20 protein-coding genes are annotated in these 21,726 nt (G+C 64.0%); 12 read left to right on the forward strand and 8 right to left on the reverse strand.

The annotated features are described in order from the left end of the window. Positions 1-4: 4 nt before the first annotated feature. Together HAP47_RS37590 and HAP47_RS37595 are read right to left on the reverse strand one after the other, a co-directional pair. Entirely contained in the window at positions 5-1,906 is a 1,902-nt protein-coding gene (locus tag HAP47_RS37590; RefSeq protein ID WP_173643688.1) for an extracellular solute-binding protein, read from the reverse strand. A gap of 215 nt (positions 1,907-2,121) precedes the next feature. Further along, positions 2,122-2,670, reverse strand: a complete 549-nt coding sequence (locus HAP47_RS37595) for a c-type cytochrome (protein WP_173643687.1) — start codon at positions 2,668-2,670, stop codon at positions 2,122-2,124. Between the two features lie 199 nt (positions 2,671-2,869). On the opposite strand from HAP47_RS37595, the gene HAP47_RS37600 reads away from it, so the two are divergent. Further along, the gene (locus HAP47_RS37600) at positions 2,870-3,610 is read left to right on the forward strand and encodes a 3-deoxy-manno-octulosonate cytidylyltransferase (RefSeq protein ID WP_173643686.1); all 741 of its coding nucleotides are present in this window, start codon (positions 2,870-2,872) and stop codon (positions 3,608-3,610) included. Between the two features lie 21 nt (positions 3,611-3,631). Then, the gene (locus HAP47_RS37605) at positions 3,632-4,492 is read left to right on the forward strand and encodes a prephenate dehydratase (protein ID WP_173643685.1); all 861 of its coding nucleotides are present in this window, start codon (positions 3,632-3,634) and stop codon (positions 4,490-4,492) included. On the opposite strand, the gene HAP47_RS37610 is transcribed toward HAP47_RS37605, so the two are convergent. Further along, complete coding sequence (locus HAP47_RS37610; protein ID WP_173643684.1) at positions 4,489-5,505, reverse strand: LLM class flavin-dependent oxidoreductase; 1,017 nt, start codon at positions 5,503-5,505, stop codon at positions 4,489-4,491. The two genes, HAP47_RS37605 and HAP47_RS37610, sit on opposite strands and share 4 nt — an antisense overlap. 377 nt (positions 5,506-5,882) lie before the next feature. Between HAP47_RS37610 and metF the strand changes: the two genes are divergently transcribed. From metF to maiA, 3 genes are all read left to right on the forward strand, one after another. Continuing rightward, positions 5,883-6,797 carry a methylenetetrahydrofolate reductase [NAD(P)H] gene (gene metF, locus HAP47_RS37615; protein ID WP_173643683.1) on the forward strand — a complete coding sequence of 305 codons (915 nt, stop codon included), beginning with the start codon at positions 5,883-5,885 and terminating at the stop codon, positions 6,795-6,797. Between the two features lie 3 nt (positions 6,798-6,800). Next, entirely contained in the window at positions 6,801-10,664 is a 3,864-nt protein-coding gene (gene metH / locus HAP47_RS37620; RefSeq protein WP_173643682.1) for a methionine synthase, read from the forward strand. A 225-nt stretch (positions 10,665-10,889) separates the two neighbouring features. Further along, complete coding sequence (gene maiA / locus HAP47_RS37625; RefSeq protein ID WP_173643681.1) at positions 10,890-11,549, forward strand: maleylacetoacetate isomerase; 660 nt, start codon at positions 10,890-10,892, stop codon at positions 11,547-11,549. Between the two features lie 335 nt (positions 11,550-11,884). Here the strand turns inward: maiA and HAP47_RS37630 are convergent, their stop codons facing one another. From HAP47_RS37630 to HAP47_RS37640, 3 genes are all read right to left on the reverse strand, one after another. Then, entirely contained in the window at positions 11,885-13,015 is a 1,131-nt protein-coding gene (locus HAP47_RS37630) for a Cj0069 family protein (RefSeq protein WP_173643680.1), read from the reverse strand. Between the two features lie 156 nt (positions 13,016-13,171). Continuing rightward, positions 13,172-14,245 (reverse strand): nickel/cobalt efflux transporter, encoded by a 1,074-nt coding sequence (locus HAP47_RS37635; RefSeq protein ID WP_173643679.1) that lies wholly within the window; start codon positions 14,243-14,245, stop codon positions 13,172-13,174. Between the two features lie 5 nt (positions 14,246-14,250). Next, positions 14,251-14,529 (reverse strand): metal/formaldehyde-sensitive transcriptional repressor, encoded by a 279-nt coding sequence (locus tag HAP47_RS37640; RefSeq protein WP_092126226.1) that lies wholly within the window; start codon positions 14,527-14,529, stop codon positions 14,251-14,253. Between the two features lie 181 nt (positions 14,530-14,710). On the opposite strand from HAP47_RS37640, the gene HAP47_RS37645 reads away from it, so the two are divergent. The 7 genes from HAP47_RS37645 (at position 14,711) to HAP47_RS37675 (ending at position 19,825) form a co-directional block, all read left to right on the forward strand. Continuing rightward, positions 14,711-15,067: a hypothetical protein gene (locus tag HAP47_RS37645; RefSeq protein WP_173640442.1), complete on the forward strand. Its 357-nt coding sequence runs from the start codon at positions 14,711-14,713 to the stop codon at positions 15,065-15,067. 227 nt (positions 15,068-15,294) lie between these two features. Further along, a complete protein-coding gene (locus HAP47_RS37650; protein WP_173640441.1) occupies positions 15,295-16,113 on the forward strand; it encodes a chromate resistance protein ChrB domain-containing protein in 819 nt (272 codons plus the stop codon). Continuing rightward, positions 16,110-17,501, forward strand: coding sequence for a chromate efflux transporter (gene chrA / locus HAP47_RS37655; RefSeq protein WP_173640440.1), 1,392 nt, complete (start codon positions 16,110-16,112; stop codon positions 17,499-17,501). The genes HAP47_RS37650 and chrA overlap by 4 nt, the downstream gene beginning before the upstream one ends. Before the next feature lie 58 nt (positions 17,502-17,559). Next, positions 17,560-17,793, forward strand: a complete 234-nt coding sequence (locus HAP47_RS37660) for a PepSY domain-containing protein (RefSeq protein ID WP_173640439.1) — start codon at positions 17,560-17,562, stop codon at positions 17,791-17,793. 44 nt (positions 17,794-17,837) lie between these two features. Continuing rightward, positions 17,838-18,173 carry a hypothetical protein gene (locus tag HAP47_RS37665; protein WP_173640438.1) on the forward strand — a complete coding sequence of 112 codons (336 nt, stop codon included), beginning with the start codon at positions 17,838-17,840 and terminating at the stop codon, positions 18,171-18,173. 181 nt (positions 18,174-18,354) lie between these two features. Continuing rightward, on the forward strand, positions 18,355-18,951 hold the full coding sequence (locus HAP47_RS37670; RefSeq protein ID WP_173640761.1) for a superoxide dismutase: 597 nt from the start codon (positions 18,355-18,357) through the stop codon (positions 18,949-18,951). A gap of 157 nt (positions 18,952-19,108) precedes the next feature. Then, complete coding sequence (locus HAP47_RS37675; protein WP_173640437.1) at positions 19,109-19,825, forward strand: dihydrofolate reductase family protein; 717 nt, start codon at positions 19,109-19,111, stop codon at positions 19,823-19,825. A gap of 82 nt (positions 19,826-19,907) precedes the next feature. Here HAP47_RS37675 and HAP47_RS37680 read toward each other — a convergent pair whose 3' ends face one another. Together HAP47_RS37680 and HAP47_RS37685 are read right to left on the reverse strand one after the other, a co-directional pair. Then, positions 19,908-20,732, reverse strand: a complete 825-nt coding sequence (locus HAP47_RS37680) for an outer membrane protein (RefSeq protein WP_173640436.1) — start codon at positions 20,730-20,732, stop codon at positions 19,908-19,910. A 162-nt stretch (positions 20,733-20,894) separates the two neighbouring features. Next, positions 20,895-21,620 (reverse strand): TetR/AcrR family transcriptional regulator, encoded by a 726-nt coding sequence (locus HAP47_RS37685; RefSeq protein ID WP_173640435.1) that lies wholly within the window; start codon positions 21,618-21,620, stop codon positions 20,895-20,897. Positions 21,621-21,726 lie beyond the last annotated feature (106 nt).

Consider the following 21,726-nt stretch of genomic DNA (forward strand, 5'->3'; position numbering starts at 1 on the left):
GAGCTTATGAACGCTTGAGCTTGGCTGCCTTGTCGGCGTCGTACCACCAGATCGCCGGGAATCCCGAGAGGCCATATTTGGGCAACTCTGCCGGACGGCCGAAGCGATCCCAACGCGCCGTGCGCAGCTTCGGATAATTCCACTGTGGAACGACGTAATGATTCCACAATAACACGCGGTCGAGTGCCTTCGTCGCCGCGACGAGGTCTTCGCGATCCGTCGAAAAAATCACCCGCTCGATCAACTTGTCGATCACCGGGCTCTTGATGCCGGCAAGATTGCGCGATCCGGCGGTGTCCGCGGCTTTCGATCCCCAGAATTCACGCTGCTCGTTCCCGGGTGACAGGGATTCCCCCCAAGACCCGATGACAATGTCGAAATCCCAATTGCGAAGGCGATTCTCGTATTGGATCGGATCAATCGTGCGCACGGTGATCGAAAATCCGAGCCGTTCGAGTGCCGGCTTGTAAGCCAGCATGATCCTCTCGAAATTCGGATCCTCACTCAATAGTTCGATGGAGAACGGCTCTCCGCTCTTGGAATCCACGAGCTTCCGGTCTCGGACTTCATAGCCCGCCTCCTTGAGCAGACGCGATGCTTCGCGGAGGTTTTCGCGGACCGCCTCGGGATTGCCGCCGACCGGGTTCGTATAGACCGTTGTGAATACTTCGGCTGGCACCTGATCACGCACGGTTTCAAGGATGGCGAGTTCCTTGCCCTGCGGCAGTCCAGTCGCCATCAGTTCCTCGGCGCCGTCAAAGTAGCTGGTGATCCGCTTGTACTGGCCGAAGAACAACAGCTTGTTGACCTCCTCGAAGTCGAACGCGTAGTTCAGAGCGCGGCGAACACGCGAATCCTTGAATTTGGAACGACGCTGATTCGGGACGAAGGCCTGCATGACGCCTGAACTGCGGTTCGGAAACTCTTCCAGCACCACACGCTTGTCGGTCACAGCCGGAAAATCGTAGGCGGTCGCCCAGGCCTTCGCGCTGTTCTCTGTACGCCAATCGATCTGGTCGCCCTTGAACGCCTCGATCGCAACCGTGGGATCCCTAAAGTACTCGTAGCGCAGTTCGTCGAAGTTGTTGCGACCGACATTGATCGCGAGGTCGCCTGCCCAATAATCCTTGACACGCTCGAGAGTGATGGTGCGTCCGGCGACGAACTCCTTGACGCGATAGGGCCCCGATCCGAGCGGCTTCTCAAGCGTCGTCGCCGAGACATCGCGCTTGCGGCCTCCGCTGTCGGTGCCCTCCCACCAATGCTTGGGCAGGATCGTCAGCTGACCCACGATCTGCGGCAGCTCTCGATTGCCCGGCATGTCGAAGACAAACTTCACGTCGCGATCGCCAAGCTTCTCCGCTCTCACCACATGACTGTAATAGGCGGAGAACATCGGGTGATGCGCCTTGAAGGCGTCAAGCGAGAAGATCACGTCTTCTGGGGTAACCGGCGATCCGTCATGCCACTTTGCCTGAGGACGCAGACGATACACGACATAGGAGAAGTCAGCGGGGTAACTTACCGCCTCCGCCAGCGATCCGTACTCCGTTGAGACTTCGTCGAGCGATGGTGTCGTCAGCGATTCGTAAATGAGGGCGACGCCGCCTGCGATGGCGCCTTTCACGCCCGAGACCACGATGTTGAAATTATCGAAAGTGCCGATTGCGATTTGGCGGGCGAGACCTCCCTTCGGTGCATCCGGATTGACATAGTCAAACCGCTTGAAGTCGGCCGGGTATTTGACATTGCCGAAAAGCGACAAAGCGTGGCGCCATTTCAGCCCGTTGGGGGCGTCGTCGGCGAACGCCGGCGTGATCGCCGACAGGCCGGAGTTCAGTCCGAGCGCCGGAGCGAGTGCCGCCAGTGCGCTGCCTTGAAGGAGGTGTCGTCGGGTGATCGCCAAATTCGGTCTTCCTGCTTGCGGCCCCGGTTACATGGGACCCAATATAAGGCAACGGTTCGACAAATTACGTTGCTTTTTCCTCATGATATTGGCCCGGGAACAATACCGGTGCGGCGAAACGTCCCGATAACACCCCCGCGACAGCGGATTCCCCATGCAAAAACGGCCAGGCATTGCCTGGCCGTTTCATCCGCGTGCTTGCGCGAAGCAATTCGTTACTTCGAAGCGGTCGGGAGCGGAGCCGGATGCTCCGAGTTCGAATTCAGATAGGCGATGATGTCGGCGCGCTCGCTGTCCTTCGGCACGCCGGCGAAGCCCATCGCGGTGCCGGGGACGAAGCCCTTCGGGTTGGTCAGGAACTTGTTGAGGTCATCGAAGGACCAGTCGCCGCCCTTGCTCTTCATCGCGGCCGAGAAATTGAAGCCACGGCCCTCGCCCTTCTTCTCGCCGACGATACCGTAGAGGTTCGGACCGACGCGGTTGGGGCCGCCCTTCTCGAAGGTGTGGCAGGCCTGGCACTTCTTGGCGGCGGCTGCGCCCTTCTCGGCGGAAGCGGTTTGCAGCAGCTTCTCGATCGGCTCGGAGGCAGCCGCAGCGGCCTCGCCACCACCGCCATGGGACTCTTCCTTCACCGCGATCTCAAAACCCGGCTTTTCCGGCAGCTTCGCGGAAAACACCGATCCGGCGGCAAAGCTCATCACCAGGACGACGATGCAGGTGCCGAGAATTGCACCGAGGATTTTGTTGAGTTCGAAGGAGTCCATTTCGGTCAGGCTCCGGGCCTTGAATGTCGACTTCAGGCCGGGAATACGGCCGCGGGGAAAGACCTGGGAATCGGCCTTATCGCACCGCCCCAAGCAGGGTTGAGATATCGGTTTGCCCGCGCTCTGGCAACCCGTATAAACGCGCCGAATTCAACCTCCTCCCCGCCAATTTCCGCAGGCCGGACGGGCCCCGACACGAATGACCCAACCCCGTACCTTGGTGCTGATTCCGGCCCGCATGGCCGCCACGCGCCTCCCCGGCAAACCGCTGCTCGATATCGCGGGCGCGCCGATGATCGTCCATGTGCTGCGGCGCGCCGAGGCGGCCGGGATCGGCCGGGTCGCGGTCGCGACCGACACGTCGGAGATCGCGGCGGCGGTGCAGGCCGCGGGCGGTGAGGTGGTGATGACCCGCCCGGACCATCCCTCCGGCTCGGACCGGATTTATGAAGCGATGACGACCCTCGACCCGGACGGCGCTGCCGAGATCGTGGTCAATCTGCAGGGCGATTTCCCGACCATCACGCCCGAGACCATCCAGAGCGTGATGCCGGCGCTCGCCGACCCCACCGTCGACATCTCGACGCTGGCCTCGCGCATCCATACCGAGGAGGAGGATCGGGCCCCGAGCGTCGTCAAGGCGGTGGGGTCACCGATCGGCGCCAACCGGCTCCGCGCACTCTATTTCACCCGCGCCACCGCGCCCTACGGCGACGGACCGCGCTACCACCATATCGGCCTTTATGCCTACCGCCGCGCCGCCTTGGAGCGGTTCGTGCGGCTGCCGCCCTCGCCGCTGGAGCAGCAGGAGAAGCTCGAGCAGCTGCGGGCGCTGGAGGCCGGGATGCGGATCGACATCACTATCGTCGACACCGTCCCCCGCGGCGTCGACACTCCGGCCGACCTCGAAACCGCCCGCAGAATACTTTCCAAAGCCTGACCGGGTGCTAAAAGGCCCGCCATGACCAAGAAGCTGAAAATCGCGTTCCAGGGCGAGCCTGGCGCCAATTCCCATATCGCGATCGTCGAGGCCTATCCCGACGCCGAGCCGATGCCTTGCCCGACCTTCGAGGACGCGCTGGCCGCGATTTCGTCCGGCGAGGCCGATCTCGGCATGATTCCGATCGAGAATTCGGTCGCCGGCCGCGTCGCCGACATCCATCATCTCTTGCCCGCCTCGGGCCTGTTCATCATCGGCGAATGGTTCTTGCCGATCCGCCACCAGTTGATGGCGGTCAAGGGCACCAAGCTCGCCGACATCAAGAGCGTGGAGAGCCACGTCCATGCGCTCGGCCAGTGCCGGCGCATCATCCGCAAGCTCGGCATCCGGTCGATCGTCGCCGGCGACACCGCCGGCAGCGCCCGCGATATCTCCGAGCGCGGCGACAAGAGCGTCGCGGCGATCGCTTCGCGCCTCGCCGCCGACATCTATGGCCTCGACATTCTCGCCGAGGACATCGAGGACGAGGCCCACAACACCACCCGCTTCGTGGTGCTGGCGCGCGAGTCCAAATGGGCTGCACAGGGCTCCGGGCCGCTGGTCACCAGTTTTGTCTTCCGGGTGCGCAATCTGCCCGCCGCGCTCTACAAGGCACTAGGCGGCTTCGCCACCAACGGCGTCAACATGACCAAGCTCGAAAGCTACATGGTCGACGGCAATTTCTTCGCCACGCAATTCTATGCCGATGTCGACGGTCATCCTGACGACCGTGGACTCGCCTTCGCGCTGGAGGAATTGAAATTCTTCTCGCGCGAATTCCGCATCGTCGGCGTCTATCCCGGCCACCCGTTCCGCGCGACCTTCAGCGAAACGCAGAGCTAGGCCAATTTCTTCTGCAGCCCGAACGCCTCCGCAAGCAGGCTGTACGACTTCTTTCGCGCCGCGTGATCGTAGACCGCGGTGATCACCATCAGCTCATCCGCCTGGCTCGCCGCGATCAGGGGCTCAAGCTTCGTCATCACGGTTGCGGGGCTGCCGACGAACAAGCGCGCGCGGTTGCGCGCGATCGAGGCGCGCTCGGCGTCGGTGTAGGGATAGGCCTCTGCCTCCTCGACGCTCGGCAGCGGCAGATACAGGCCGCGATCGCGGCGCAACCGGTTGAGATCCATCGACATCGCGAGCCGCTCGGCTTCCGCATCGGTCTCGGCCGCGACGACGGCGACCGCCAGGATCGACTGCGGCGTCGCACGCCAGCCCGACGGCTTGAAATGCGCACGATAGTTCGTCATCGCCGCGATTGCGTCGTGAGTGGCAAAATGATGCGCGAACGCAAAGCCCATCCCGACCTGCGCGGCAAGCTCGGCGGAATAGTCGCTCGAGCCGAGCAGCCAGATCGGCGGCAGCGGCGAATCATCCGGCATCGCTACCACATTGTTGTAGGGATGGCCGGCCGGGAAATCGCGTGTCTCCCAAAGCGTCAGCTCATGCAGCCGCTCGAGGAAATCATCGCCCTCGCGGCGATCGAGCCGGCTGCGCAGCGCGTGGGCGGTGGCGCCATCGGTGCCGGGCGCACGGCCGAGGCCGAGATCGATGCGGCCGGGAAACAGCGCCTCCAGCATCTTGAAGCGCTCGGCGACCACGAGCGGTGCGTGGTTGGGCAGCATCACGCCGCCGGAGCCGACGCGGATATGCTGCGTCACTGCCGCGATCTGCCCGATCATCAGATCGGGCGCCGGGCTCGCGACGGAGGCGAGGTTGTGGTGCTCGGCGAGCCAGTATCTGACGTAGCCGAGACCGTCGACATGGCGCGCCAGGTCGATGCTGTTGCGGAGCGCGGCGGCGGGCCTGGTGCCTGTGGTGACGACGGACAGGTCGAGGACGGAGAGCGGGATCATGGCCGACAACCTAATGTGGCGCCACGAGGCGACAAATACGCCGGCCCCGCAACGGAAAGTCAGTGGGGGTCAGCACGGCTATTGGGACGAAATACGAAGATTCGTTGACATGCGGACCTGCCCACGATTGATTCGGGCACCTAACAGGTTGCGAATTTGTTTTTTATACATATAATTCAATGCATTAATTCCGCTGCTCGCTGATTGAAGGCACAGCCCATCACTCGTTCTCGATCGCTCATTTTGAGCACATCCGCGTCGTCAATGGGCAATTTCCCATATCCGATGGGCTGTTTTAGCCCACCGGTTTCGCCTATCTTGGGGCCTCCATATCCAGGCCGGACGTCTGCCCTCCAGTTGCGGAGCCCTTGCGTATCATGACCGAGACCATTTCCTCCCTGCCGAACGGGCAGCGCGTGCCGAAAACGCCGAAAATCTCCTTCGAGTTCTTCCCGCCGAAGACCGAGGAGATGGAGCGCAGTCTCTGGGAGACCATCAATCGCCTGGCGCCGCTGACGCCGAACTTCGTCTCGGTCACCTACGGCGCCGGCGGCTCGACCCGCGAGCGCACCCACTCCACCATCAGCCGCATCCTCCGCGAGACCGATCTGCTGCCGGCCGCGCATCTGACCTGCGTCAGTGCCTCGCGCGGCGAGATCGACGAGATCGTCGACCGCTACCATGAGGTCGGTGTCCGCCACATCGTAGCGCTGCGTGGCGATCCGCCCGGCGGCATCGGGACGCCCTACTTCACCCATCCCGACGGCTACCAGAGCTCCGCCGAGCTCGTCGCCGCCATCAAGAAGCGCCACGCCGACATCGAGATCTCGGTGTCCGCCTATCCGGAAAAGCATCCGGAAGCCGCCGATTTCGACGCCGACATCGACACGCTGAAGGCCAAGGTCGACGCCGGCGCGACGCGCGCGATCACCCAGGTGTTCTTCGACAACGATCTCTACCATCGCTATGTCGACCGGGTGCGCACACGCGGCATCGAGATTCCGATCGTGCCCGGCATCATGCCGATGCACAATTTCAAGCAGGCCCGCAATTTCGTGACCCGCGCCGGCACCAGCGTGCCGGACTGGCTCGCCGAGAAATTCGAGGGCCTCGACAACGACGCCGAGACCCGCAAGCTGGTCGCCGCCACCGTCGCCGCCGGCCAGGTGCAGAAGCTGTTCAAGCACGGCGTCGACACCTTCCACTTCTACACCATGAACCGCGCGGACCTCGTGTTCGCGATCAGCCACCTGCTCGGCATCCGGCCGACCGGTGCCCAGAAAGCTGCCTGAATCATGTCCGTACCGGTTTCCCCCAAGCGTAACGCTTTGCTCGCGGCTGCCCGCGAGCGCATCCTGGTGCTCGACGGCGCCATGGGCACGATGATCCAGGGCTTGCAGTTCGACGAAGCCGCCTTCCGCGGCGAACGCTTCAAGGACTTCCACCGCGACATCAAGGGCAACAACGATCTCCTGATCCTGACCCAGGCCGAGGCGATCACGGACATCCACGCCGCCTACCTGCGTGCCGGCGCCGACATCGTCGCGACCAATACCTTCTCCTCGACCTCGATCGCGCAGGCCGACTACGACATGTCGGACCTCGCCTACGAGCTCAACCTGCAGGGCGCGCGGCTCGCGCGTGCGGCCGCGGAGCGGGTGAGCGCCGAGGACGGCAAGCAGCGCTTCGTCGCCGGCGCGCTCGGCCCGACCAACCGCACCGCCTCGATCTCGCCCGACGTCTCCAATCCCGGCTATCGCGCGGTGACCTTCGACGATCTGCGCAAGGCCTATGGCGAACAGGCCAAGGGCCTGCTCGACGGCGGCGCCGACCTGCTGCTGGTCGAGACCATCTTCGACACGCTGAACGCCAAGGCGGCGCTGTATGCGATCGCCGAGCTCATCGAGGAGCGCGGCATCGACGTGCCCGTGATGATTTCCGGCACCATCACCGACAAGTCCGGCCGGCTGCTCTCCGGGCAGCTGCCGGAAGCGTTCTGGCATTCGGTGCGGCACGCCAGGCCGATCACGATCGGCTTCAACTGCGCACTCGGCGCCGAGGATCTGCGCGCGCACATCGCCGATATCGGCCGCGTCGCCGACACGCTGGTTTGCGCTTACCCCAACGCGGGCCTGCCCAACGAGTTCGGTCAGTATGACGAGACGCCGGACTACATGGCGCGGCTGATCGGCGAATTCGCCGCCGCCGGCCTCGTCAACATCGTCGGCGGCTGCTGCGGCACGACGCCCGATCATATCGCGGCGATCGCCAGGGCCGTTGCCCCGCACAAGCCGCGCGTCGTGCCCGAGATCGAACCGCGGCTCAAGCTCTCCGGCCTCGAGCCGTTCACGCTGACCGACGCGATTCCGTTCGTGAACGTCGGCGAGCGCACCAACGTCACCGGTTCGGCGCGCTTCCGCAAGCTGATCACCGCGGGCGACTATACCGCAGCGCTTCAGGTGGCGCGCGACCAGGTCGAGAACGGCGCCCAGGTCATCGACGTCAACATGGACGAGGGCCTCCTCGACTCCGAAGCGGCGATGGTGACGTTCCTCAATCTCGTCGCCGCCGAGCCCGACATCGCGCGGGTGCCCGTGATGGTCGACTCCTCGAAATTCCACGTCATCGAGGCCGGCCTGAAATGCATCCAGGGCAAGCCGATCGTGAACTCGATCTCGATGAAGGAAGGCGAAGAGAAATTCCTGCACGAGGCGACCGTCGCCAAGCGTCACGGCGCCGCCGTGGTGGTGATGGCGTTCGACCAGACCGGGCAGGCCGACACGTTCGCGCGCAAGACCGAGATCTGCAAGCGCGCCTACGACCTTCTGGTCAACCGGCTCGACTTCCCGCCCGAGGACATCATCTTCGATCCGAACATCTTCGCGATCGCGACCGGCCTCGAGGAGCACAACAATTACGGCGTCGACTTCATCGAGGCGACGCGCTGGATTCGCCAGAACCTGCCCGGCGCCCACATCTCCGGCGGCGTCTCCAACCTGTCGTTCTCGTTCCGCGGCAACGAGCCGGTGCGCGAGGCGATGCACTCGGTGTTCCTGTATCACGCCATCCATGCCGGCATGGACATGGGCATCGTCAATGCCGGACAGATGATCGTCTATGACGACATCGCCCCCGAGCTGCGCCAGACCTGCGAGGACGTGATCCTCAACCGCGACCCGGGCGCTTCCGAGCGGCTGCTGGCGCTTGCCGAGAAATTCCGCGGCAAGGAGAAGCAGACCAAGGAGCAGGATCTCGCCTGGCGCGAATGGCCGGTCGAGAAGCGGCTGTCGCACGCGCTGGTGCACGGCATCACCGAGTTCATCGAGGCAGACACCGAGGCCGCGCGGCAGAACGCCACCCGTCCGCTCGACGTCATTGAAGGCCCGTTGATGGCCGGCATGAACGTGGTCGGCGACCTCTTCGGCGACGGCAAGATGTTCCTGCCGCAGGTCGTGAAGTCGGCGCGCGTGATGAAGCAGGCGGTCGCCTATCTAATGCCGTTCATGGAAGAGGAAAAGGCACGCAACCTCGCCAACGGCATCACCGGCGGCCGCAACGCCGCGGGCAAGATCGTGCTCGCGACGGTGAAGGGCGACGTCCACGACATCGGCAAGAACATCGTCGGCATCGTGCTCCAGTGCAACAATTTCGAGGTCATCGACCTCGGCGTCATGGTGCCCGCCAACAAGATCATCGAGACCGCGAAGGCCGAGGGCGCCGACATCATCGGCCTGTCCGGCCTGATCACGCCCTCGCTCGACGAGATGAGCTTCCTCGCCGGCGAGCTGGAACGCCAAGGCATGAACGTGCCGCTCCTGATCGGCGGAGCCACCACGAGCCGCGTGCACACCGCCGTCAAGATCGACCCGAACTATCCGGGCGGCCCGGTCGTGCACGTCAATGACGCGAGCCGCGCCGTCGGCGTCGCCTCCTCGCTGCTGTCGGCCGAGAAGAAGCAGGCCTATGCCGCCGAGGTGCGCGCCGAATACGCCAAGATCTCGACGGCGCATTTCCGCGCCCAGGCCGACAAGAAGCGGCTGAAGCTCAACGACGCCCGCGCCAACAAGGTCGCGATTGACTTTGCGGCGGCGCCGCCGAAGAAGCCGGCGTTCTTCGGGCTGAAGAGCTTCGATGCCTACGATCTCGCGGAGCTGGCCGACTACATCGACTGGACTCCGTTCTTCCAGACCTGGGAGCTGACCGGCCGCTTCCCGGCGATCCTGGATGACCCCAAGGTCGGCGAAGTCGCCCGCTCGCTCTATGCCGACGCGCGCAAGATGCTGGACACGATCATCCAGGAAAAGTGGTTCACTGCGCGGGCCACCATCGGCTTCTGGCCGGCGAATGCGGTCGGCGACGACATCGAGGTCTATGCCGACGAGAGCCGCGCCAAGAAGATCGCGACCTTCCACACGCTGCGCCAGCAGCTCGAGAAGCGCGAGGGCCGTTTCAACGCCGCGCTGTCCGACTTCGTCGCGCCTAAGGAGACCGCCGTGCCCGACTATATCGGCGGCTTCGTCGTCACCGCGGGGATCGGCGAGGATGCGGTCGCCGACCGTTTCAAGAACGCCAATGATGACTACTCCTCGATCCTGTGCAAGGCGCTGGCCGATCGTCTGGCGGAAGCCTTTGCCGAGCGCATGCACCAGCGCGTGCGCAAGGAGTTCTGGGGCTATGCGCCCGACGAGACGTTCTCGGCGGACGAATTGATCCTCGAGAAGTATGACGGCATCCGCCCCGCGCCCGGCTACCCAGCGCAGCCTGACCACACCGAGAAGCGGACGCTGTTTGCGCTGCTTGATGCCGAGAACACGTCCGGCGTGAAGCTGACCGAGAGCTACGCGATGTGGCCGGGTTCGTCGGTTTCGGGCCTGTATTTCTCGCACCCCGAAAGCTTCTATTTCGGCGTCGGCAAGATCGAACGCGACCAGGTCGAGGACTACGCTGCGCGCAAGGCCATGACGGTCGCCGAGGTCGAGCGCTGGCTGGCGCCGGTGTTGAACTACATCCCATCGCAGGACGGCGCCAAGGGCCAGGCGATCGGGCCCGCCGCGACGCCCGCCAACGACGAGGAGTTTCGGGAACTGGCCTCGCATCCGCAGGGCTGCACCTGCGCGGTGCACCTTGCCTGGCGGAAGAAGAAGGTGGGCGCGGGGTAGCTCCAGCCGCCTCCTCACCTCGCCCCGCACTTGCGGGGAGAGGGCGAAGCCGAAGGCTTCGGGTGAGCGGTGCCTCCGCAATGACGGTTTCCTTTATTGTCCGGTGAGGATTTCCGAGTCGGAGAGGTCTATAGTGCGGCACGATCGTGCCATGCCCTTCACCTGGCGCTGCGCGCCGACCTCTCCCCGCAAAAGGGCGGGGCGAGGTGAACATCGGACCTCCCCATGCAATTCTTCTCCTTCTGGCGGTCGCTGGCGAGCTTTCGGGTACGGATTGCGCTCAATCTGAAGGGCGTGCCGGCGGAAGTCGTGTTCGTCGACATCGATGCGGACGCGCATCGCACTGATGCCTATCGCAAGATCAATCCGCAGATGGCGCTGCCGGCGCTGGTGACCGACGATGGCACGGTGCTGTTCCAGTCGCTCGCGATCATCGACTATCTCGACGAGACCTATCCGGGCCCGCCGCTGTTGCCACCAGATCCGCTCGGCCGCGCCCGGGTGCGCGGGCTGGCGCTGATCGTCGCCTGCGAGGGCCATCCGCTGCTGACGCCACGGGTGCGCCGCTATCTCGACCACGAGCTCGATCTGCGCGACAGCCAGCAGAACGCGTGGCGTCGGCACTGGACGATCGAGACGCTGGCGGCGCTCGAGGGCCACCTCGCCGGCCACAACGCAACCGGCCAGTTCTGTCACGGCGATGCGCCGACCCTCGCCGATATCTGCCTGGTCGGCCATGTCACCGCGGCGATGAACCAGCAGATCAGCCTCTCGCCCTGGCCGACCGTGAAGCGCATCCACGACACCGCGATGGCGCTGCCGGCGTTCGCCAAGTCGCATCCCTCCGCGCAGCCGGATACGCCCGAGGCGATGCGGGCGAAGTAGTGCGTCGCTAGCATTCCCGTCATCCTGAGGAGCGCGCACTTGCGCGTGTCTCGAAGGATCGACGGCCCCGCTGGTGGCCGTTTCATCCTTCGAGGCTCGCTCCGCTGGCACCTCAGGATGACGGGGCTCGCAGCTGATTCAGTTGCCAAACAGACATTCAGTGTCATCACCCGCCCATGCGGGTGATCCAGTATTCCAGAGGCGCCAGTGCTTGATTCGCGATGCCACAGCGCCCTCCAGGCGTCGTCCCGGCGAAGGCCGGGACTCATACTCCGCAGCAGCTGTTGTGAGAGGGACTCGTCGTTCCAACGTCGCGCAACGATAGTCATTCGTGGTTATGGGTCCCGGCCTTCGCCGGGACGACGGTGAGTGTCGTGGCGCGGCTTGTGAGTCATACAACCGCATTCTCGCGACATGACCGTCCGCGCGATCGCCGCCGGCGCCTCTTCGGGAATCGCAAAGCACGAGCTCGCGTTGATCTCGCAGAGCACATAGCTATCGGCGCCATCGGCATCGCGCGGACCGTAGAGGAAGTCCGCATCCCAGATCACCGGCAACGACGCTTCATCGATCGCCAGCGCCGCCATCAACCCCGGAATCCATTCGTCCTCCATCAGCCGCCGCAGCGTGTGGAATTGTGCGGCATCAGGACCGTGCATGATGCGCGGTCCGGGTTGAGCTTCCGGTGAATCCGGACCTTGCGGCGGCGGCGGGATCAAGGCCTTGATCAGCTGGTGTCCGAAGCCCGCGACCTTCGATCCGCTGACATAGCAACGGATCATGCCCTCGGGCAGCCGCGGCTGGAATGCCTGATCGATGATGCAGCCGCCCCAACCGAAATACGGCTCGCAGCGCGCCATGAAAGCGTCCAGCGGCAGCTCCTCGGGTCGGCTGCCGCGCAGTGCGTGAAGCACGCGGACGGAGGCGTCCGCATTCGGTAAGCCTTCCGCCTTCAAGGCTTCCACCTTCCAGACGCCCTGCCCGCCATTGCCACGGTTCTGCTTGAGCACGCGCGGCCCGGCCGCTTGAAGGCGCGACGGGAATTCGGCGCGGAAGGCGTCCGCGGTGGCGTATCGGTGCGTGTCGGCGCCCCAGCTCAGATGGCGCGTCCGGAAGAGCACGTCCTTGACGCCCATCTTGAGGATGACATCGGGATGTGCGCTGACCCACGGACGTTTCATCGCGACCTCGCGCAGCAGCGGATCGAGCGCCGCGCGGGTCTTGCCCTGATGGATCGGATCGACCCAGACGAGAACGCCGTCCGTGGTCAGTAATTGGTCGCGGACGAGATCGGCGACGGCCTCGTCATAGACGACGGGAAAAGCGTCGATGCCGGAAGCGGCGAGGGCTTCGAAGACGCGAACGAAACGGCTGTTTTGTGGGGTCGCCTCGTGCCGGGACGCGGCGTCGCCACGCCACAGGATGGCGATTTTGGAACGACGGGATGTGTGCTGATCGGTGTCCATAACAAGCTCCACGACGTGAGTGTCGCGCAGAGCTTGGACCGAAGTCTCACGGGGAGTCTGCCTTGCCCCCGTAGGGACAAGTCTAGACGACTTCGCGCAGGTTTCAAGATGGACGTGGGATCAGGCAATGATCCCCGATCATACCAAGATCCGGGATCAGGCCGTGATCCCGTGCAACCCCAGCCAGCCCGTGTAGAGGCCGACCAAAACGATCAGCGCGGCCGACACGTAGGGGGCGCGTCCGGCAAAGCGGCTGAAGCCGCCCCAATGGCGCTCGACATGACGCAGACTGAGCGCCGCCGCGACACCGACCGATACCATGGTGATCGCAAGCCCGATGCCGAAGCAGAGCACCAGCACGAACCCGAGGCTGAACTGCTTGAGCTGAAGGCAGAGCAGCAGCACGGTAATCGCCGCCGGACACGGAATGAGCCCGCCGGTCAGGCCGAACAGAATGATCTGCCACGTCGTGACCGTCCGTCCGGCAAAGCGCTTGCGGATGTCGGTAGCGTGCGCGCGCGCATGCGCATCGTCGGCGTCGCCGAGATCCATATGCGCATGGTCATGCTCCTCGAACAGGATTTCCGCACTGTCATCCCGCACCGACACGCGCGCCTTGAAGGTATGCGGCTCCGGAATTTCGTCGATGCTTTCCAGATAACCGTCCCGCGCGGCGAAGCGGAACTGCTGCTCGCTGCCGTCAGCGCGGATCGTCACGACATCGACCTCGCCGGGTGCCGGAAGCGCCCCGGCCTCGCTTCGCAACCGCCAGCGCGGCGGCACGCCGTCCTCGAAGACCTCGAGCGACAGCAATTGCCCGGCCAGGGTCAATTGCCGCGCATCGTCGTGATGATGGTGATCATGGTCGTGATCGTGGTCGGAATTCTGCTCGCGCCAGGTGCGCCAGGCCATCCAGGCTGCGATCGAAATGATGATCGCCGCCGAGGCCAGTTGCAGCCAGGCCTCGCTGCGTTCACCGGACCATTGCTGGCCGAAATGCAGCCCCGCCAGCGCGATGATCCAGACGATGGCCGTGTGCGAGATCGTCGCCGACAGGCCGAGCAGCACCGCCTGCACCACGGTGCCGCGGATGGCGACGATGAAGGCCGCCATCATTGTCTTGGAGTGGCCGGGCTCGAGACCATGCAGCGCGCCGAGCAGGATCGCACTGGGGATGAACAGCCATGCATGCGCGCTGCTCTGCTGGAGCAGCTGGGACAGATCGGTCATGTGCTTCACTTCAAATAGGTACGAACAACGTCGATCAGGTCCGCGGCGCCCTGCGCTCTCTCGGGATCCTTTTCCCGGGCAGGATCCACCACGTGATGGCGGATGTGATCCTCGAGCAGTTCCGCGGTGAGACCGTTGATGGCGCCGCGAACCGAGGCCACCAGCATCAACACGTCGGCACAGCCGATTTCGGACTCCAGCGCCCGCTCGACGGCGTCGAGCTGACCCTTGATGCGGCGAACCCGGCCGACGAGTTTGGACTTGTGCTTGATCGTGTGCGACATGGCTATAATATAGGGGGGTACCCTATATTGGTCAACCCGTTTCAGGCCCGGTGGGGTGCGCGGGCGCGGCCGCGCTCACGCTGGGTTGCCTGGCCCGCGCTTTACATTGCGGCGCCGACGGCATTGAATCCGGTCAATCCAGGAACAAGGGTCACGAAACAACTCGCAAGGGAGGCGTCGCGTGAAAATCCACATCCTGATGCTGGCTCTCCCGATCCTGCTTTCGAGCGAGCTGCCGGCCGTGTCCAAGAGCAGCATCGGGCATATTGACGGCCCCTGGAATTCCGATCACATCGACAGTTTGCCGTCCGAAGTCCGGCAATACATCGCAGGGATTTGCGGAGGGCCAGCCAGCGCCCAACACGACTTCGCGACCTACTCGCCGCGTGAAAAACGCTGGCGGATAAACCTCGAATATCTCCGATGCAACGGCATCGGCGCGTTCCGTTGGGGCAACCAGTGCCTGGACGTGGACTTCGTCGAGCAAGGCTCGCGATTTCACGTCGGCGCAAAACAATTCAGGGATTGCGGCTTCTAGATCGCAGCGATCCTGACCGTCTGAGTCTTGCGTCGCGGTCGGAACATTGTTCCAAACCGCGCAGGTGAACTGTTCGTGACAGTGACCTGGACGTTTCGCTTGTGACCGCGGGCGCACTCCGGTTGACATCGATCAACCCAAGGTCTTAATTCCGGGGCACGGGGATGTGCGATCTCCCCGCGAGGCGACATGCCCAAGAATCGCGTCCTGTTCACCAAGGACGCACCATGTCGTCATACACATCGATCTCATCCGAAAAACTGTCTCGTCTCATCGGTACGGCCAAGGCGCCGGCGCTTGTCGACGTTCGCCTCGATGAGGATTTCGTCGCCGATCCGCGCTTGATCCCGGGCGCTATCCGGCGCTCCCATCTCGACGTCGAGGATTGGGCTTCCGGCCTCTCCGGCCAATCCGTGGTCGTCGTCTGCCAGAAGGGGCAGAAACTGGCCGAAGGCACCGCCGCCTGGCTGCGGTGCAGCAACATTGCAGCTGAAGTTCTGGAGGGTGGGCACCTCGGCTGGAGGGAAGCGGAACTTCTGACCGTTCCCGCCGACAGGATTCCGAAACGTGACGGGCGCGGCCGCACCGTCTGGGTGACGCGATCGCGACCGAAGATCGATCGCATCGCCTGTCCGTGGCTGATCCGACGCTTTGTCGATCCCGCGGCCGTCTTTCTGTTCGTCACATCGGCGGAGGTCGAAGGCGTCGCCGAACGATTCGAGGCCACGCCGTTCGATATCGAGAATGTGTTCTGGAGCCATCGCGGCGAACTCTGCACGTTCGACGTCATGGTGAGGGAATTTGGTCTCTCGACGCCGGCGCTGGAGCGGCTCGCGACGATGGTGCGCGCCGCGGACACCGCGCGGCTCGAGCTTTCGCCGGAGGCGTCCGGACTGCTCGCCGCCTCGCTCGGCCTGTCGCGCATGTTCGACGACGACCTCGAACAGTTGAGCGCCGGCATGCTGCTCTACGACGCCTTCTATCGCTGGTGCCGCGACGCGACCCGGGAGACGCACAACTGGCCGACCAGCAAGGTGAAGCCATGACGGACGTCGCAACGACACCAAGGGCGCGCGGAGAGGAGCACGCGCACGGCATCTCATTTCACGAGGCGCTGCTCGTATGGATGCGTGTCGCCATCCTGAGCTTCGGCGGACCGGCCGGCCAGATCGCCGTGATGCATCGCATTCTGGTCGAGGAGAAGAACTGGATATCGGAAGGACGGTTCCTGCACGCCCTCAACTACTGCATGCTGCTGCCGGGACCGGAAGCGCAGCAGCTCGCGACCTATATCGGTTGGTTGCTGCACCGGACGCTTGGGGGCATCGTGGCAGGCGGATTGTTCATCCTGCCCGGCATCTTCGCCATCATGGGCCTCAGCTACGTCTACGCAGCGTACGGCAATGTGGGGTTTGTGGAGGCCCTGTTCTTCGGCCTGAAGGCCGCGGTGCTTGCCATCGTCATCCAGGCCGTGGTGCGGGTCGGCAAACGCGCGCTGCGCAACCGGGTGATGGTCGCGCTCGCGGCCATCGCCTTTGTCGCGATCTTCTTCTTCGCCGTGCCGTTTCCACTGATCATCGGAGCCGCGGCCGTCGTCGGCCTCGTCGGCGCACGCCTGGGCCGGCCGGAATTTGCAGCCGTCAAGCATGGCGGGAAGAGCTCAGCCGCGATCGACAGCATGCTCGGCGACGCGGTGCCGGATCACGTCCGTCCCAACGCATCGCGCGCCTTGCGGGTCGGCGCGGTCTGGCTCGCGCTTTGGCTTATCCCGGTGTTCGGGCTGCTCATCGTCTTGGGGCCCGGCGACCTGTTCACCCAGATCGCGATCTTCTTCAGCAAGATGGCGATGGTGACGTTCGGCGGGGCCTACGCCGTTCTGGCCTATGTCGCGCAGCAGGCGGCGGAACATTATCACTGGGTTAGCGCACGCGAGATGCTGGACGGGCTCGGCATGGCCGAGACCACGCCCGGACCACTCATCATGGTGGTCCAGTTCGTGGGCTTCATGGCCGCGTTCCGCGAGGCAAGCGGGCTGTCTCCGATGCTAGCCGCCACGCTCGGCGGGTTGCTGGCGACATGGGTGACGTTCACACCGTGCTTCCTGTGGATCTTCGTCGGCGCGCCCTACATCGAAGCGCTGCGCGGCAACAAGGTGCTGGCGGGCGCGCTTTCGGCAATCACGGCCGCCGTGGTCGGCGTGATCCTCAACCTGTCGATCTGGTTTGCGCTGCATACGCTGTTTCGGCAGACCTTTGCGATGCACGGGCTTGGCCTGTCGTTCGACGCGCCGGTGCCCGATAGCATCGACTGGCCTGCGCTTGCGCTGTCCGTCGCCGCCGCCATCGCGATCTTCCGTTTCAATGTGGGGATGCTCAGCGTCCTCGCCGCGTCCTGCATCACGGGCGTGCTGCTGCGCCTGGCAGGTCTCATCTGAACGGAGCGGCACGCGTCACGAGAACCTGGGGCAGCACAACACAACCAGGAGAACGACCATGCAGAAAGCAACCATCTCGCATTTGATCCTCGCGCTTGCGATCGCGGCCGGCGCGATGCCCGCCAACGCCCTGACGCAGGACGAGCTTGTCGCGAAGCTTCAGGCCGCCGGCTACGGGAACATCAGCGACGTCAAATCGACGGCCGAGGGTATGACGGCGAAGGCGATGAAGAACGGCAAGCCCGTGAGGCTCGTGATCGACAGCAGCGGTCAGGTCAAGGAGCAGGACTGAGGTCCTGGCGGAACCACCACAATCGAACTGAACGAGGAGCAATCATGCCCAAATCAACCTTGGCACTGTGTGTCGCCCTGCTTTGGCCCGCAATGTCTCTCGCGACGCCGAGCGACGGCAGCGAGCCGCAGCAAGCCGTCGTTGCACTGGCCGCGACGGCGGTGGTCCAGCCGCCCGCGATCGAGATCCTGCGCGGCGGCGTCGACAGCATCGATGAACGCAACGACACGATCAGGATACGCCTGTCTCCGGACAGAATAGAGCCGTTCAAGGTTCAGGACGGCCTGCTCTTCAACGCCGTTCGCTTCGGCGACCCCGTCGCGTTCTCGGTGCAGGACATCTCGGGATTCCGGACCATCGTCGGGCTCACGAAGGAATAGCGCGAATTTTTGCGCCTTAGATCCAAACGTATCGGCATTTCCAACATCAGGAGGACCAATGACCATCAACACCGAGCGCCGAAACTTCATCACCGCGGTCGGCGCGGCCACCGCGTCGGCAGTCGTGCTGGGCGCCAACCAAGCCGCTGCCGAAACCAAGCAGCAGACAGGAACCAGGGCCATGTCCTATCAGGCAAAACCGATGTCGTTCGACCCGAAATCGATCAGCGGCATCTCGGAGAAGATTCTCGTCAGCCACTACGAGAACAACTACGTCGGCGCGGTGAAGCGGCTGAATGCCATCGGCACGCAGCTTGCCGAACTCGACTTCGCCAAGGCGCCGAACTTTGTGATCAACGGCCTGAAGCGCGAGGAACTGATCGCAGCGAACTCGATGATCCTGCATGAAGTTTATTTCGATGGACTCGGCGGCGCCGGCAAACCGAACAGAGCGCTCGCCGAGGCGATTACGCGCGACTTCGGCAGCATGGAGCACTGGCAGACGGAATTCGCGGCGATGGGCAAGGCGGAAGGTGGCGGTTCGGGGTGGGTGATCCTCGCCTACTCGCCCCGCGACAAGCGGCTGGTCAATCAATGGGCCGCGGATCATACGACGACGCTGGCCGGGGGCCGTCCGGTCCTGGTGCTCGACATGTATGAGCACGCCTATCACATGGACTTCGGTGCCGCCGCGGCCCGCTATGTCGACATCTACATGGAGGCCATTCGCTGGGACAATGCAGCCCGGCTTTACGAGCAATACGCGAAGGAGACGTGAGGAGAGACGTGGAACGGCGCTGCCGGTTCCATTTGGTGGGCGCGTTGCCAAACACTGCTGGCTTATCGGCATTGAGAACGCGCCTCCGCCATTCTAGATCAGAGCTTGCCCCTCCCCCGGGCGCCGGCACCGCGCCGCTCCACAGAAGAGTTAGTCTATGCGACCCCACATCATCTGCCACATGGGCACGTCGATCGACGGCCGGCTTCATCCCAGCCGCTTCACCAAGCCGGCCACCGGCATCCCGGCCGACGTGCTGCGCTCCCACTATGAGAGGATCCATGACGGCTTCAATGCCGATGGATGGATCATCGGCCGCGTCACCATGAACGAGATGGCCAAGGGGACGGAGCGCCAGTTCGCCAATGTGCCCAAGCTGCCGCGCGAGCCGCATCTCGGCAACCGCAACGGCCGCAAGCTCGCTGTTGGCATCGATCCGTCGGGCCGCGTGCATTTCGGCAAGGACAATGTCGGCGGCGATCACGCCGTTGCGGTGCTCGGCGAGCAAGTCTCGGACAGCCATCTCGCCGAGCTGCGCGAGGACGGCGCGTCCTACATCTTTGCCGGGGCGAAGGGCGACGATCTGGCGAGCGCGATGACGCAGCTCGCGGCGCTGTTCGGCGCCAAGACGCTGCTGCTCGAAGGCGGCGGGGGGATCAATGGCGCGTTCCTGAAGCACGGGCTGATCGACGAGTTCAGCACGCTGATACATCCGGCGGTCGACGGCGTGGCGGGATCGCAATGCATCGTCGATTATCACGGCCCGGAAGGCGACCGCCCCGGCGCCGGGCAGTCGCTCCGGCTCACGCACTGCGAGGCGCTGGAGGGCGGCATGGTCTGGCTGCGTCACGCCGTGGAGCGCGCGCCGGGCTGAGCGATCCCGGAGAGAGGGCCACATAGCCGCCTCACCTCTCCCGCGTGTGGGAGAGGAATGTAGCGCTTTGCTCGCGCCGATGTCAGAACTTGTAGCTCAACGCGGCGTGCGCAACGCTGAACTTGTTTTCGCGGCTGGCATTGTAACGGATCTGGCTCTGCAGCGGATCCGTGCCCTGGAATGTCGCCGTAGCACCGCTGCTACCGAGATCGACATAAAGATATTCGCCGCGCAGCGTCCAGCTATTGGTGAAGGCATATTCGAGGCCGCCGCCGGCGGTCCAACCGACGCGGACGTCGGAGTTATCGCCAAGCCAGAGTCGCGAAAAGCCATTGGAAAAAACTTCCGAATTGGCGATATGGGTCTTCACCTCGCCATAGGCAAGGCCGCCTGTCCCGTAAATCAGCAGGCGCTCGGTCGGCACAAATCCGATGCGACCCCGCACGGTGCCGAACCAATCGATGTTGCTCGTGCTTTGAAAATTGAAGCTTTCCGTGGGGCTATGAAAGAAAGTGACGACGGTGCTTCCACCGCGGGAAGACTTCAGGTCGGCATAGTTGAAATCAGCTTCCACCCCGAGGACGATCTTATCCAACTGATAATTGTATCCGAGCAATCCACCAGCGGTAACACCCGACTGGCTACCGTCCGAAACGGGGACGCGAATGATGTTGCCGGGGGCGATGAGCGAGGTGATATTGCTGCTAGTCGTGATATTCCCGCCATCGTACCAGCCGCCGCCCACATTCACCCCGGCGTAGAATCCGGACCAGTTAAACGCGGGAGCCACCAATGGCGGAGCCTTGGTCCAGCTGCGCTCCGGCAAGTCAGCGGCTGACGCCGCGCCTGCAAACCCCGTGATCAAGAGCAGGCTAGTCCCAACGATTGCAATACGACGCACTTCCATTCCCCTTGTGCTGGCCGCAAGCCAGCGACGCACGTCTCTGCCATGGAGGGAACGAATGCGACAGCATGTCTCATTCGAATCTCAATCTTTTCCGCTGCCTGTTGCTAAGTTGCAACGACCCGCGCTCACAACCGGATGAGTGGACTTATCCGGGCGACCGAATCAATCGGCGCCGAACCGGTAGCCGCTCCTGCATCCCGCGACGAAGAACGCGACGCCGCGCGCGACGTGCTCATCGAGCTCGGGATCGAGCGCCTTCAGGTCGACTTCGTAGAGAGCCCGGAGCAGCATCGGCACCGCGATGATGTCGAGGAACAGGCGCGCCGTGGTCGGCAGGTGCTCCGGCGCGAAGGCCGGCAGCTTGCCGAGTTCGTCGGATTGCGTCAGGTCGCGCAGCAGATGAACGCCGAGTTCGGTGGCGAGCGCGCGCGCCCTGCGGTTGACGGTGGCGGCGAGATCCGGAAAGCGATGCGCCTCCGCGATCGCAAGCCGCATCAGCCCGATCCGGTCGGCGTCAAGGCCCCAGTGCAACAGGGTCGAGGCGACGCTGGTGAGGCGCTCCTCCACCGTCGCGCCGAGAGGCGCGTCCGCCTTGAACTCCGCGATGCGCGACAGGATGTCCCGCGTCACAACCTCGGTGAACAGCGCGCGCTTGTCGCGAAAGCGCGCATAGATGGTACGCTTGCCGGAGCGCGCGACTTCTGCAATCTCGTCGATGCTGGCGCCTTCGAACCCGCGCTCAAGGAAGACCTTGCGCGCAGCATCGAGGATGCGCGCATCGACCTCGCCCGCCGCCTCCTTTGGCGGCCGGCCGGCGCGTACCTCGACTGGCGCGGTCCCCGTCCTGATCTTGGGCGCCCGCGGCATCTTCAGGGTACTGGTGGTCATCAGTCTTCCCCGGGTTCCATGGGCCGGTCCGGCCGGCAACATCAGGCAAACATAGCTCTATCACATCTAGTTGTAAATAGAACGGTACAGTTCCGTTTCTATTGAC

The sequence above is a fragment of the Bradyrhizobium sp. 41S5 genome, assembly GCF_011516665.3.
Taxonomy (GTDB): Bacteria; Pseudomonadota; Alphaproteobacteria; order Rhizobiales; family Xanthobacteraceae; genus Bradyrhizobium; species Bradyrhizobium quebecense.

Bases quoted from the DNA above. Each gene is read 5' to 3' on its own strand.
- chrA (WP_173640440.1), top strand. From the start codon at position 16,110: ATGACGGACGTCGCAACGACACCAAGGGCGCGCGGAGAGGAGCACGCG.
- HAP47_RS37605 (WP_173643685.1), top strand. From the start codon at position 3,632: ATGACCAAGAAGCTGAAAATCGCGTTCCAGGGCGAGCCTGGCGCCAAT.
- maiA (WP_173643681.1), top strand. From the start codon at position 10,890: ATGCAATTCTTCTCCTTCTGGCGGTCGCTGGCGAGCTTTCGGGTACGG.
- metF (WP_173643683.1), top strand. From the start codon at position 5,883: ATGACCGAGACCATTTCCTCCCTGCCGAACGGGCAGCGCGTGCCGAAA.
- HAP47_RS37635 (WP_173643679.1), bottom strand. From the start codon at position 14,245: ATGACCGATCTGTCCCAGCTGCTCCAGCAGAGCAGCGCGCATGCATGG.
- HAP47_RS37610 (WP_173643684.1), bottom strand. From the start codon at position 5,505: ATGATCCCGCTCTCCGTCCTCGACCTGTCCGTCGTCACCACAGGCACC.
- HAP47_RS37630 (WP_173643680.1), bottom strand. From the start codon at position 13,015: ATGGACACCGATCAGCACACATCCCGTCGTTCCAAAATCGCCATCCTG.
- HAP47_RS37660 (WP_173640439.1), top strand. From the start codon at position 17,560: ATGCAGAAAGCAACCATCTCGCATTTGATCCTCGCGCTTGCGATCGCG.
- HAP47_RS37675 (WP_173640437.1), top strand. From the start codon at position 19,109: ATGCGACCCCACATCATCTGCCACATGGGCACGTCGATCGACGGCCGG.
- HAP47_RS37640 (WP_092126226.1), bottom strand. From the start codon at position 14,529: ATGTCGCACACGATCAAGCACAAGTCCAAACTCGTCGGCCGGGTTCGC.
- metH (WP_173643682.1), top strand. From the start codon at position 6,801: ATGTCCGTACCGGTTTCCCCCAAGCGTAACGCTTTGCTCGCGGCTGCC.
- HAP47_RS37680 (WP_173640436.1), bottom strand. From the start codon at position 20,732: ATGGAAGTGCGTCGTATTGCAATCGTTGGGACTAGCCTGCTCTTGATC.
- HAP47_RS37600 (WP_173643686.1), top strand. From the start codon at position 2,870: ATGACCCAACCCCGTACCTTGGTGCTGATTCCGGCCCGCATGGCCGCC.
- HAP47_RS37595 (WP_173643687.1), bottom strand. From the start codon at position 2,670: ATGGACTCCTTCGAACTCAACAAAATCCTCGGTGCAATTCTCGGCACC.
- HAP47_RS37665 (WP_173640438.1), top strand. From the start codon at position 17,838: ATGCCCAAATCAACCTTGGCACTGTGTGTCGCCCTGCTTTGGCCCGCA.
- HAP47_RS37650 (WP_173640441.1), top strand. From the start codon at position 15,295: ATGTCGTCATACACATCGATCTCATCCGAAAAACTGTCTCGTCTCATC.
- HAP47_RS37685 (WP_173640435.1), bottom strand. From the start codon at position 21,620: ATGACCACCAGTACCCTGAAGATGCCGCGGGCGCCCAAGATCAGGACG.
- HAP47_RS37670 (WP_173640761.1), top strand. From the start codon at position 18,355: ATGTCCTATCAGGCAAAACCGATGTCGTTCGACCCGAAATCGATCAGC.